Origin of the sequence: Ramlibacter sp. Leaf400 (assembly GCF_001424545.1) — a bacterium.
Classification (GTDB): Bacteria; Pseudomonadota; Gammaproteobacteria; order Burkholderiales; family Burkholderiaceae_C; genus Ramlibacter.
This window is the reverse complement of sequence record NZ_LMQL01000010.1, coordinates 363775-376789: the sequence shown is the minus strand read 5'-3', so window position 1 is coordinate 376789 and position 13015 is coordinate 363775. Positions and strand designations below refer to the sequence as shown.

General features: G+C 67.6%; 5 protein-coding genes and 1 pseudogene. All 6 read left to right on the top strand.

Annotated elements, in window-relative coordinates:
• The first annotated feature begins 12 nt into the window (after positions 1 to 12).
• The 6 genes and pseudogenes from ASG30_RS12740 (at position 13) to ASG30_RS12710 (ending at position 12977) form a co-directional block, all read left to right on the top strand.
• Entirely contained in the window at positions 13 to 1536 is a 1524-nt protein-coding gene (locus ASG30_RS12740) for a leucyl aminopeptidase (RefSeq protein ID WP_055896942.1), read from the top strand.
• A gap of 7 nt (positions 1537 to 1543) precedes the next feature.
• Positions 1544 to 1975: a DNA polymerase III subunit chi gene (locus ASG30_RS12735; protein WP_055896921.1), complete on the top strand. Its 432-nt coding sequence runs from the start codon at positions 1544 to 1546 to the stop codon at positions 1973 to 1975.
• A complete protein-coding gene (locus tag ASG30_RS12730) occupies positions 1975 to 2283 on the top strand; it encodes a hypothetical protein (RefSeq protein WP_055896919.1) in 309 nt (102 codons plus the stop codon). Before ASG30_RS12735 ends, ASG30_RS12730 begins: the two co-directional genes overlap by 1 nt.
• Positions 2284 to 2449: 166 nt before the next feature.
• Positions 2450 to 3574, top strand: coding sequence for a branched-chain amino acid ABC transporter substrate-binding protein (locus ASG30_RS12725; RefSeq protein WP_055896915.1), 1125 nt, complete (start codon positions 2450 to 2452; stop codon positions 3572 to 3574).
• A gap of 630 nt (positions 3575 to 4204) precedes the next feature.
• Positions 4205 to 10902: pseudogene (locus ASG30_RS23200) on the top strand (HAMP domain-containing protein); the annotation flags it as partial.
• Complete coding sequence (locus ASG30_RS12710; RefSeq protein ID WP_055896909.1) at positions 10899 to 12977, top strand: hybrid sensor histidine kinase/response regulator; 2079 nt, start codon at positions 10899 to 10901, stop codon at positions 12975 to 12977. The pseudogene ASG30_RS23200 and the gene ASG30_RS12710, both read left to right, overlap by 4 nt.
• Positions 12978 to 13015: the final 38 nt, after the last annotated feature.

Here is a 13015-nt window from a genome sequence, read left to right as displayed (position 1 = left end):
CAACCGCCGATTATGGACTTCGAACTCAAGACCCTGGGGCTGGCAGAAGCCGCCGCACAGAAATGCGATGCCCTGGTGGTGGTGGTGCCGGAGGACTTCAAGGGGGCCGCGGATCCGCTGTCGCGCCTGGTGCAGGACGCGCGCAAGGCCGGCGATTTCGAGCCCAAGCCGGGCAAGCTGCTGCAGGCCTACCGCATGCCCGGCGTGGGCGCGGCGCGCGTCGTGTTCGCCGGCGCCGGCGACGGTTCGGGCAAGCGCATCCAGACCGCAGTGCAGGCGGCCGTGACCGGGCTTCGCATGAAGTCGGTCAAGCGCCTCGTCATCTGCCTGCCGCAGGGCGCGGGCGACGATGCGGTGCGGGCCGCCGTGGCCGCCACCGCCGAGGCCAGCTACGTCTACGTGGCCACCAAGAGCAAGCCGGAAGGCCGCGAGCTCGATCGCGTCACCATCGCGGTGGCGCAGGACGCCGGCTCGCTGCGCACCGCGTTCGACTCGGCGCGCGGCGCCGCCAACGGCATCGAGATGGCGCGTGAACTCGGCAACATGCCGCCCAACCTGGCCACGCCCACGCGCCTGGGCGAAGAAGCCAGGAAGCTCGCCAAGGCCCACGGCTTCCAGTGCGAGGTGCTGGGCCCCAAGGAGGTCGCCAAACTGGGCATGGGCTCCTTCATGGCGGTGGCCCGCGGGTCCGAGGAGCCGCTGCGGTTCATCGTGCTGCGCTACCAGGGCGCCGCCGCGTCGGAGGCGCCCGTGGTGCTGGTCGGCAAGGGCATCACCTTCGACAGCGGCGGCATCTCCATCAAGCCCGCGGGCGAGATGGACGAGATGAAGTTCGACATGGGCGGCGCGGCCAGCGTGCTGGGCACCTTCCGCGCGCTGGGCGACCTGCGCCCGGCCCTCAACGTCATCGGCCTGATCCCCAGCTGCGAGAACCTGCCCGATGGCCGCGCGATGAAGCCGGGCGACGTGGTCACCAGCATGAGCGGGCAGACCATCGAGGTGCTGAACACCGACGCCGAAGGGCGCCTGATCCTCTGCGATGCGCTGACCTACGCGGAGAAGTTCAAGCCGCGCGCGGTGATCGACGTCGCCACGCTCACCGGCGCCTGCATGATCGCGCTGGGCGGGGTGCGCAGCGGCCTGTTCTCCACCGACGATGCGCTCGCAGGCGCGCTGCAGCAGGCGGGCGAGTCGGCCTTCGACCTGTGCTGGCGCATGCCGCTGGACGACGAATACGGCGAAGGACTGAAGACCAATTTCGCCGACATGGCCAACGTGGCCGGCCGGCCCGGCGGCGCCATCACCGCGGCCAAGTTCCTGCAGCGCTTCGCGGCCAAGTACCCGTGGGCGCACCTGGACATCGCCGGCACGGCGTGGAAGGGCGGGGCGGCCAAGGGTTCCACCGGGCGGCCGGTGGGCCTGCTGGTGCACTACCTGCTGGCGCAATCGAAACCGGAATCGAAGACGCAAGCGAAGGCCGGCGCGAAGGTGGCCAAGGCCGGCAAACCGGCAGCACGCCGCAAGGTCGCGGCCTGAGAAAGGCATGACGGAGATCTCGTTCCACTTCAACGCGCCGGACAAGCTGGGTTATGCCTGCCGGTTGCTGCGCAAGGCGTTCGGCGCCGGCTCGCGCGTGGTGGTGACGGGAAGCCCGGAACAACTGCGCGAGCTGGACACCACGCTGTGGACGTTCGGTGCGCTCGACTTCATCCCGCACAGCCACGCCTCGGCCCAGGGCCAGCGCGTGCAGGCGCGCAGTCCCATCGTGCTGGCCGAGGCGCCGCGCAGCGCGCCGCACCAGCAGGTGCTGGTCAACCTGGGCGAGGGCCTGCCCGAGGGCTTCGAGCGCTTCGAGCGACTGATCGAAGTGGTCACGCAGGACGACGGCGACCGGATGCAGGCGCGCCAGCGCTGGAAGCACTACGCCGACCGCGGCTACGCCATCGTGCGGCACGACCTGGCGCAGGCCCAGTGATGGCGACGCGCCTGCCGCCCCGGTACGTGCCCACGCTCACCGAAGTGGTGCCGGGCACGCCGGCTCCGGTGGCGGCCGAGCGCCTCAACGAGGAGCAGCTGGTCCACCGCGTGATGCAGCGGGTCGACCTCACCCTGGACCGGCGCCTGCGCGAAGCCATCGCCAGCGTGGTGCTGGAGCACAGTCGCGCGCTGGCGCCGGCGCTGCGCGAGCAGATCGAAGCGGTGGTCACGCAGGCGGTGGCCGAGGCGATCGCCGAGGAGCTCGGGGCCGGCGACCGCGGCCCCGGCCCCGGCCCCCAAGGCTGAGGCAGCACACCCATTGGCGCGGGCTTTCGAATCCCGGCCAACGCACGAGGCCGCAAGCCGGCGTCCTGCTTTCCCCCTATGGTTTGGGCCCGGAAATTGCGATATGTTCGCGCCCGTTGAGCTCACAACAAATCTCAACCCCTTTCTCACTTTCGGAGGTTTCCCCATGCAGATGAAGATGAAGCTGACGGTCGCTGCCGCCATCGCCGCCGTGTGCGGCGTCGCCGCGGCACAGCAAGTGGTCAAGATCGGCCACGTTGCTCCCGTTTCCGGTGCGCAGGCGCACTACGGCAAGGACAACGAGAACGGCGTCCGCATGGCGCTGGAAGAACTGAACACCCAGGGCGTCACCATCGGCGGCCAGAAGGTCAAGTTCGAGATCCAGGCCGAAGACGACGCCGCCGATCCCAAGCAGGGCACGGCCGCCGCCCAGAAGCTGTGCGACTCCAAGGTCGCCGGCGTGGTGGGTCACCTGAACTCGGGCACCACCATCCCCGCTTCCAAGGTGTACAACGACTGCGGCATCCCGCACGTCACCGGCGCGGCCACCAACCCCAACCTGACCAAGCCGAACTACAACACCACGTTCCGCATCATCGCCAACGACAACGCCCTGGGCGCTGCGCTGGCCCTGCACGCGGCCGACACGCTCAAGCTCAAGAAGGTCGCCATCATCGACGACCGCACGGCCTATGGCCAGGGCGTGGCCGAGGTGTTCAAGAAGACCGCGCAGTCCAAGGGCATGCAGATCGTGGACGAGCAGTTCACGACCGACAAGGCCACCGACTTCATGGCGATCCTGACCGCCATCAAGGCCAAGGCCCCCGACGCCATCTTCTACGGCGGCATGGACCCGCAAGCCGGCCCGATGCTGCGCCAGATGGAGCAACTGGGCCTGGCCAACGTCAAGTACTTCGGCGGCGACGGCATCTGCACGTCCGAGATCATCAAGCTGGCCGCCGGTGCCAAGACGCTCGAGAACGTGATCTGCGCCGAAGGCGGCGCCTCGCTGGACAAGATGCCCGGCGGCAAGGCCTGGAAGACCAAGTACGACACCAAGTACCCCAACCAGTTCCAGGTCTACAGCCCGTACACCTACGACGCCACCTTCGTGCTGGTCGATGCCATGAAGCGTGCCAACTCCACGGATCCCAAGAAGTACATCCCGGAGCTGAAGAAGGCCAACTACAAGGGCGTCACGGCCACCATCGCGTTCGAGCCGAACGGCGAGCTGAAGAACCCGGCCACCACGCTGTACACCTACAAGGGTGGCAAGAAGGCCCCGCTCTAACTGATCGCTTCCGATCTCTGAAAGGCCACCGCAAGGTGGCCTTTTTTGTTTACACCTCGCATGCGCAGTGCACCTACTTTGCTGTCATTGAGGCTTCCTGCTGACCTGTAGTACGCGTGGCCCACTTGCTGTAGGCGCCGTCCTACGACCCGCGCCGGCATTGGCTTTGCAGGCCATCGGTGCATGGCCGAGGTTGCCTCATCCGTCGGAAATCACTACGCTGCGCCACCTTCCCGTCATCCGTGACGGGCGCTTACGTATTGGGGACCAAATCAAATGGAAGTAGTGGCGAAACTCCCGATCACTGAGCAGCGGGACACCGAGCTGGCGCTGCTGCTCAAGGCGCTGGGTGCGTTCCGGCGGGGAGAAAGCGGTGTGACGCTCCCGACGGACTGGGAAGGCGTCCACGGCAAGCTCGCGGCCGAGTTCAACGAACTGTCCGCGCAGACGGCCCGCACCACGCACAAGCTCAAGTCGGTGGAGACCGTGTCGCGCCTGGGCGGCAAGGCCAGCCGCAAGATCGACGACGCCCGCCTCACCGGCTTCTGGCAGGACAACGTCGCGGCCATCAACCTGCTCGTGGACGAGCTGGAACTCACCGGCGACAACACCCGCGCCCTCTTCAAGGCGCTGACCGACCTGAAGAAGGGCAACCCCAAGGCCCAGCTGCCGCCCGACTGGCCGGGCGTGTTCGGCAAGGTGGCCGACGCCTTCAACGACGTGGTGGGCGAGAACGTCCGCATGGCCCAGGAGCTGTCCCGCCTGTCGCGCGTGGTCGGCAAGGAAGGCAAGCTGAAAGAGCGGGCCCAGCTGCCCAACGCCGGCGGCTTCTGGCGCGACTCGGCCGAATCGATCAACTCGCTCATCGCCGACCTGGTGCACCCGACGTCCGAAGTGGCGCGCGTGATCGGCGCCGTGGCGCAGGGCGACCTGTCCAAGTCCATGGCCCTGGAGGCCGACGGCCGGCCGCTGGAAGGCGAGTTCCTGCGCACCGCCATGATCATCAACAAGATGGTGCAGCAGCTGGGCACCTTCGCCGCCGAGGTGACGCGCGTGGCGCGCGAAGTGGGCACCGAAGGCAAGCTGGGCGGCCAGGCCGACGTGCAGGGCGTGGCCGGCACCTGGAAGGACCTCACCGACTCGGTGAACTTCATGGCTTCGAACCTCACGGCCCAGGTGCGAAACATCGCCGACGTGACGAAGGCGGTGGCCGCGGGCGACCTGTCCAAGAAGATCACGGTGGACGTGAAGGGCGAGATCCTGGAGCTGAAGAACACCATCAACACCATGGTGGACCAGCTGTCCTCGTTCGCTTCCGAAGTGACGCGCGTGGCGCGGGAAGTAGGTACGGAAGGCAAGCTGGGCGGCCAGGCCGACGTGCAGGGCGTGGCCGGCACCTGGAAGGACCTGACCGAATCGGTGAACTCCATGGGCTCGAACCTCACGGCCCAGGTGCGCAACATCGCCGAGGTGACGACCGCCGTGGCGGCCGGCGACCTGTCCAAGAAGATCACGGTGGACGTGAAGGGCGAGATCCTGGAGCTGAAGAACACCATCAACACCATGGTGGACCAGCTGCGGTCCTTTGCCTCCGAAGTGACGCGCGTGGCGCGCGAAGTGGGCACCGAAGGCAAGCTGGGCGGCCAGGCCGACGTGCAAGGCGTGGCCGGTACGTGGAAGGACCTGACCGACTCGGTGAACTCCATGGCCGGCAACCTGACGGCCCAGGTGCGCAACATCGCCGAGGTGACGACCGCCGTGGCGGCCGGCGACCTGTCCAAGAAGATCACCGTGGACGTGAAGGGCGAGATCCTGGAGCTGAAGAACACCATCAACACGATGGTGGACCAGCTGCGGTCCTTCGCCTCGGAAGTGACGCGCGTGGCGCGCGAAGTGGGTACGGAAGGCAAGCTGGGTGGCCAGGCCGACGTGCAGGGCGTGGCCGGCACCTGGAAGGACCTGACCGACAACGTGAACTTCATGGCCGGCAACCTGACGGCCCAGGTGCGAAACATCGCCGACGTGACCAAGGCGGTGGCCGAAGGACCTGACCGACAACGTGAACTTCATGGCCGGCAACCTGACGGCCCAGGTGCGAAACATCGCCGACGTGACCAAGGCGGTGGCCGCGGGCGACCTGTCCAAGAAGATCACGGTGGACGTGAAGGGCGAGATCCTGGAACTGAAGAACACCATCAACGTGATGGTGGACCAGCTGTCCTCGTTCGCTTCCGAAGTGACGCGCGTGGCGCGGGAAGTGGGTACCGAAGGCAAGCTGGGCGGGCAGGCCGACGTGCAGGGTGTGGCGGGCACCTGGAAGGACCTCACCGATTCGGTGAACTTCATGGCGTCCAACCTCACGGCCCAGGTGCGCAACATCGCGGACGTGACGACCGCCGTGGCGGCCGGTGACCTCTCCAAGAAGATCACGGTGGACGTGAAGGGCGAGATCCTGGAGCTGAAGAACACCATCAACACCATGGTGGACCAGCTGCGGTCCTTCGCCTCTGAGGTGACGCGCGTGGCGCGCGAAGTGGGCACCGAAGGCAAGCTGGGGGGCCAGGCCGACGTGCAGGGCGTGGCCGGCACCTGGAAGGACCTGACCGACTCGGTGAACTCCATGGCCGGCAACCTGACGGCCCAGGTGCGCAACATCGCCGACGTGACGAAGGCGGTGGCCGCGGGCGACCTGTCCAAGAAGATCACGGTGGATGTGAAAGGCGAGATCCTGGAGCTGAAGAACACCATCAACACCATGGTGGACCAGCTGTCTTCGTTCGCCTCCGAAGTGACGCGCGTGGCGCGCGAAGTGGGCACCGAAGGCAAGCTGGGCGGCCAGGCCGACGTGAAGGGCGTGGCGGGTACCTGGAAGGACCTGACCGACAACGTGAACTTCATGGCCGGCAACCTGACCGCCCAGGTGCGCAACATCGCCGACGTGACCAAGGCGGTGGCCAACGGCGACCTGTCCAAGAAGATCACGGTGGACGTGAAGGGCGAGATCCTGGAGCTGAAGAACACCGTGAACACCATGGTGGACCAGCTGCGGTCCTTCGCCGCGGAAGTGACGCGCGTGGCGCGCGAGGTGGGTACCGAAGGCAAGCTGGGCGGCCAGGCCGACGTGCAGGGCGTGGCCGGCACCTGGAAGGACCTGACGGAGTCGGTGAACTCCATGGCCTCCAACCTCACCGTGCAGCTGCGCGACGTGTCCAAGGTGGCCACGGCCATCGCCACCGGCGACCTGACCCAGAAGATCACCGTCGAAGCGCGCGGCGAGATCCAGCAGATCAAGGACGTGATCAACACCACGGTGGACCAGCTCTCGTCGTTCGCCGCGGAAGTGACGCGGGTGGCGCGCGAGGTGGGCACCGAGGGCCGCCTGGGCGGCCAGGCCGACGTGCAGGGCGTGGCCGGCACCTGGAAGGACCTGACGGAGTCGGTGAACTCCATGGCCTCCAACCTCACGGTGCAGCTGCGCGACGTGTCCAAGGTGGCCACGGCCATCGCCATGGGCGACCTGACGCAGAAGATCACGGTGGACGTGCGCGGCGAGATCCTGCAGATCAAGGACGTGATCAACACCATGGTGGACCAGCTGCGATCGTTCGCGTCGGAAGTGACGCGGGTGGCGCGCGAGGTGGGCACCGAAGGCAAGCTGGGCGGACAGGCCGACGTGCAGGGCGTGGCCGGCACCTGGAAGGACCTGACCGACAACGTGAACTTCATGGCCGGCAACCTGACGGCCCAGGTGCGAAACATCGCCGACGTGACCAAGGCGGTGGCCCACCTGGAAGGACCTGACCGACAACGTGAACTTCATGGCCGGCAACCTGACGGCCCAGGTGCGAAACATCGCCGACGTGACCAAGGCGGTGGCCGCGGGCGACCTCGGCAAGAAGATCACGGTGGACGTGAAGGGCGAGATCCTGGAGCTGAAGAACACCATCAACGTGATGGTGGACCAGCTGTCCTCGTTCGCCTCGGAAGTGACGCGTGTGGCGCGCGAGGTGGGCACCGAGGGCCGCCTGGGCGGCCAGGCACAGGTGAAGGGCGTGTCCGGCACCTGGAAGGACCTCACGGACAACGTGAACTTCATGGCCGGCAACCTGACGTCGCAGGTGCGAGGCATCGCCAAGGTGGTGACCGCCGTGGCCAACGGCGACCTGCAGCAGAAGCTGACGGTGGAGGCCAAGGGCGAGATCGCCGCGCTGGCCGAGACCATCAACTCCATGACCGACACGCTGGCCACGTTCGCCGACCAGGTGACCACGGTGGCGCGCGAGGTGGGCGTGGAAGGCAAGCTGGGCGGCCAGGCCAAGGTGCCGGGCGCCTCGGGCACCTGGAAGGGCCTGACCGAGAACGTCAACCAGCTGGCGGCCAACCTCACCACCCAGGTGCGGGCGATCGCCGAGGTGGCGACGGCGGTGACGCAGGGCGACCTGACGCGGTCGATCACGGTGGAGGCGCTGGGCGAGATGGCCGCGCTCAAGGACACCGTGAACGAGATGATCCGCAACCTCAAGGACACGACCTCGCTGAACACCGAGCAGGACTGGCTCAAGACCAACCTGGCCAAGTTCTCGCGGATGCTGCAGGGCCAGAAGGACCTGGTGGCGGTGGGCCACCTGATCCTGTCCGAGCTGGCGCCCGTGGTGGGCGCGCAGCAGGCCGAGTTCTACGTGCTGCGCTACACCTCCGACCAGCCGCGCCTGCGCCTGATGGCCAGCTACGCTTCGGACGGGCACGGGGCCTACGGCAAGGAAGTCGACCTGGGCGAAGGCCTGGTCGGCCAGTGCGCCTTCGACAAGAAGAAGATCCTGCTGGCCTCCAGCATCCCGGAGACGCTGCGCATCTCCTCGGGCCTGACCGAGATGCCGCCGCTCAACGTGCTGGTGCTGCCCATCATCTTCGAAGGCCAGGTGCGCGGCGTGCTGGAGCTGGCTTCGGTCGAGCGCTTCAACTCCACCCACCAGCAGTTCCTGGACCAGCTGGCCGAGTCCATCGGCATCGTGATCAACACGATCGAGGCCAACATGCGCACCGAGGACCTGCTGACGCAGTCGCAGTCCCTGGCGCAGGAACTCCAGAGCCGGCAGCAGGAACTGCAGCAGACCAACGAGGAACTGCAGGAGAAGGCGCGGCTGCTGGTGCACCAGAACCACGAGGTGGAGCGCAAGAACCAGGAAGTGGAACAGGCCCGCCAGGCGCTGGAGGAAAAGGCCAAGCAGCTGGCGCTGACGTCCAAGTACAAGTCCGAGTTCCTGGCCAACATGTCGCACGAGCTGCGCACGCCGCTGAACTCGCTGCTGATCCTGTCGGACCAGCTGTCCAAGAACCCCGAGGGCAACCTCACGACCAAGCAGGTGGAGTTCGCCAAGACCATCCACTCGTCGGGCAACGACCTGCTGATGCTGATCAACGACATCCTGGACCTGTCCAAGATCGAGTCCGGCACGGTGGCGGTGGACGTCAGCGAGCTGCACCTGACCGACCTGCAGCTGTACGTGGAGCGCACCTTCCGCCACGTGGCCGAGGCCAAGAACGTGGACTTCCACATCCAGACCGGCCTGCAGCTGCCGGACGCCATGGTCACGGACATCAAGCGCCTGCAGCAGATCCTGAAGAACCTGCTGTCCAACGCGTTCAAGTTCACCCACCAGGGCAACGTGACCCTGACCGTCGAGGAAGTGGTCACGGGCTGGAGCTCCGACCACGAGGAACTCAACCGCGCCCAGCAGGTGATCGCCTTCGCGGTCGCCGACACCGGCATCGGCATCTCGGGCGACAAGCAGCAGATCATCTTCGAGGCCTTCCAGCAGGCGGACGGCTCCACCAGCCGCAAGTACGGCGGCACCGGCCTGGGCCTGGCGATCAGCCGCGAGCTGTCCAAGCTGCTGGGCGGCGAGATCCGCCTGGCCAGCGCGCCGGGGCAGGGCAGCACCTTCACCCTGTACCTGCCGGTGCACTTCCCGGCCACGCGCAACATCCGCCGCAGCAGCTCGTTCTCCGACACCCGGCCGCTCGAGCAGCCGGCGCCGCAGGCGCGCCGCCTGCCGCCGCCGCTGCCCGCGCCGGTGCCCGAAGTGCCGGACCCGCTGGACAACTCGCCGGCCCTCCTGAACGAGGCCGACGACGACCGCGCCAACATCCGCGACGGCGACCCGGTGCTGCTGATCGTGGAGAACGACCTGGCCTTCGCGCGCTTCCTGCTGGACGCCGCGCGGGCCAAGGGCTTCAAGGGCCTGGTGACGCCGGTGGGCGCCGGCGCGCTGACCTTCGCCAACCAGTACCAGCTGTCCGCGATCACGCTGGACATGTACCTGCCGGACATGGATGGCTGGCGCGTGCTGGACCGCCTGAAGCAGGACTTCGTCGCGCGCCACGTCCCGGTGTGCGTGATCTCCACCGACGACTCGCGCGAGCGCGCCTTCAAGGGCGGGGCGCTGGCCTTCGTCGAGAAGCCGATCCAGTCCAAGGAGATCCTGGACGACATGCTGGACAAGCTGCGGTCGTACTGCGCCCGCAAGCAGCGCAACGTGCTGGTGGCCATGAAGGACTTCGCCACGCGCGACGAGTTCCTGTCCAACCTGGCCAACGACCACATCACGCCCGTGGTGGTCGAGAGTGCCGACGGCTTCCTGTCTGCGCTGGACGAGGGCCAGTACGACTGCGTGGTGCTGGAAGACGCCTTCGGCAAGCTCGACACCTCCCAGGTGCGGCAGGCGCTCGCGCGCCACGCCGGCCTGGGCCCGCTGCCGCTGCTGCTCTACCGCAGCGACGACAGCGAGACGGGCCGCTTCGCCTGGCACTCCGACGACCGGGTGACCGTCACCGAGGTGCACACCGCCACCCGCCTGTACGATGCCGCGTTGGTGGCGCTGCACCAGAGCGTGGCCCGCCTCCCCGAGGCGCGGCGTGCACTGCTGGAAGAGTCGATCTCCCAGGCCAAGCCGCTGACCGGCAAGCGGGTGCTGATCGTCGACGACGACATGCGCAACATCTTCGCGCTGGCCACGGTGCTGGAAGAGCACTCGATGGACATCGTCTGGGCCGACAATGGGCGCGAGGCCATCAGCCGGGTGGCCAACGATCCGCAGATCGAGGTCGTTCTGATGGACATCATGATGCCGGAGATGGACGGAATGGCGACCATGAAGGAGATCCGCAAGCTCCCGCAGGGCAAGAACCTGCCGATGATCGCCGTCACGGCCAAGGCCATGAAGGGCGACCGCGAGAAATGCATCGAGGCAGGCGCTTGGGACTACCTTTCCAAGCCTGTGAACACCCATGACCTGCTGACCGTGCTGAGGGCTTGGCTCCACCAGTGACCGCGAGATCCAACAACGAAGCCCAGGCTGCGCTCCAGGAGCGCGAGAAGGCGAACATCCTGGTGGTCGACGACCTCCAGGAAAAGCACATCGTTTTCCGCTCCATCCTGGATGAGCTGGGCGAGAACATCGTCAGTGCCCGGTCGGGCAAGGAAGCGCTGCGCTACATCCTCGAGATGGAGTTCGCGGTGATCCTGCTGGACGTGAACATGCCCGACATCGACGGGCTGGAGACGGCCAGCCTGATCCGCCACTACAAGAAGTCGGCCCAGACCCCGATCGTCTTCATCACGGCCTACGTCGACGAGCTGCAGGCCAAGCGCGGCTACGCCCTGGGCGCGGTGGACTACATTCCCTCGCCGGTGGTGCCCGAGGTGCTGCGCTCCAAGGTCCGCGTGTTCGTCGAGCTGTGGCGCCTCAACCGGCAGCTGCAGCTGAGGGCGGCCGAGCGCGAGGCGCTGGCCCGCTCCGAAGCCGCACGCGCGGCGGCCGAAGAGGCCATCCACCGCGCCGACTACCTGGCGGAGGTGAGCCAGCTGCTGTCGCGCTCGCTGGACCTGGAACACACCATCCACGCGCTGCTCGAGCTGTCGGTGCCGATGCTGTGCGAAAGGGCGGTGCTGGCGCTGGTCGACCCCGACGGCGAGGTGGTCCGTTCCCACGGCAGCGAGGGCACCGACCTCGAGAGCCTGCCGCAAGACGCCCGCGACGCGCTCCAGCGCGCCATCGCCACCCGCCAGCTGCAGCTGGCCAAACTCGGCGCCGAAGCCGCCGCGCTGTGCCCGTTGCTCGCCGGCGACCGGGTGCGCGGGGTGCTGGTGCTGCTGGGGCGGCCGCAGCAGTTCGACGGCGCCCGGCTGGCGCTGGCGCGCGAAGTGGCCGACCGCGCCTCCATCGCCATGGAGAACGCCCGCCTGTACAGCGCCGTGCAGGAGGCCGACCGGCGCAAGAACGAGTTCCTGGCCATGCTGGCGCACGAGTTGCGCAACCCGCTGGCGCCCATCCGCAACGCCGTGCACATCATGCAGGGCAAGGACGTGGCGCCGCCCACCATGGGCTGGGCGCGCGACGTCATCAGCCGCCAGGCCGACCACATGGCGCGCCTGATCGACGACCTCCTGGACGTGTCGCGCATCGTGCAGGGCAAGGTGGTGGTCAAGCCGGAGAAGATGAGCCTGGCCTCGCTGATCGAGCGCTCCGCCGAATCGAGCATGCCCCGCCTGGACGCGCGCGACCAGCGCCTGGAACTGGAGCTGCCGCAGCAACCGGTGGTGCTGGAGGGCGACTCGGTGCGGCTGGCGCAGGTGCTGTCCAACCTGATCAACAACGCCTCGAAGTTCTCGCCCGTCGATAGCCGCATCCTCGTGAAAGCGGCCTACTCGGCGGAAGGCAAGGTCCGCATCACGGTAAAGGACCAGGGCACCGGCATCGACCCGGCCTTCCTGCCGCACATCTTCGACCTGTTCGCGCAGGCCGACCAGTCGCTGGACCGCTCGCAGGGCGGCCTGGGCATCGGCCTCACGCTGGTCAAGCACCTGGTGGAACTGCACGGCGGCACCGTGGACGCGACCAGCGAAGGGGTGGGCAAGGGCACCGAAGTGAGCGTCACGCTGCCGGCGCGGCTGGCCGAGGCCGGCGAGGCGCAGCCGGCGTCGATCGCGCCGATCAAGCCGGTCACGCCGCAGCCCACCGCCTCGCGAATCCTGGTGGTCGACGACCTGATGGCTTCGGCCGAGACGCTAATGACCCTGCTGGAGATGGAGGGCTTCGAAGTCAAGGTGGCCAACGAAGGCATGGCGGCCCTGCAGATCGCGCAGGAGTTCCGTCCCGACGTGGTGCTGCTGGACATCGGCCTGCCCGGCATGAACGGTTTCGAGGTGGCGCACAAGCTGCGCAGCGACCCGTCGTCGCGCGACGCGCTGCTGATCGCGCTCACCGGCTACGGCGAGGCCGAGAGCCGCACGCGCTCGGCCCAGGCGGGGTTCGACTTCCACATGGTCAAGCCCGCCGACGTCAACCTGCTGCTGTCGATGATCGCCAACCCCGAAGAGGCGCGCCGGGCCAAGGCGGCCTGATCAGCTGCGCCCGGAAGGGCAGGGGGCCGCTGCTACAA

Bases quoted from the DNA above. Each gene is read 5' to 3' on its own strand.
- ASG30_RS12725 (WP_055896915.1), top strand. From the start codon at position 2,450: ATGCAGATGAAGATGAAGCTGACGGTCGCTGCCGCCATCGCCGCCGTG.
- ASG30_RS12740 (WP_055896942.1), top strand. From the start codon at position 13: ATGGACTTCGAACTCAAGACCCTGGGGCTGGCAGAAGCCGCCGCACAG.
- ASG30_RS12730 (WP_055896919.1), top strand. From the start codon at position 1,975: ATGGCGACGCGCCTGCCGCCCCGGTACGTGCCCACGCTCACCGAAGTG.
- ASG30_RS12735 (WP_055896921.1), top strand. From the start codon at position 1,544: ATGACGGAGATCTCGTTCCACTTCAACGCGCCGGACAAGCTGGGTTAT.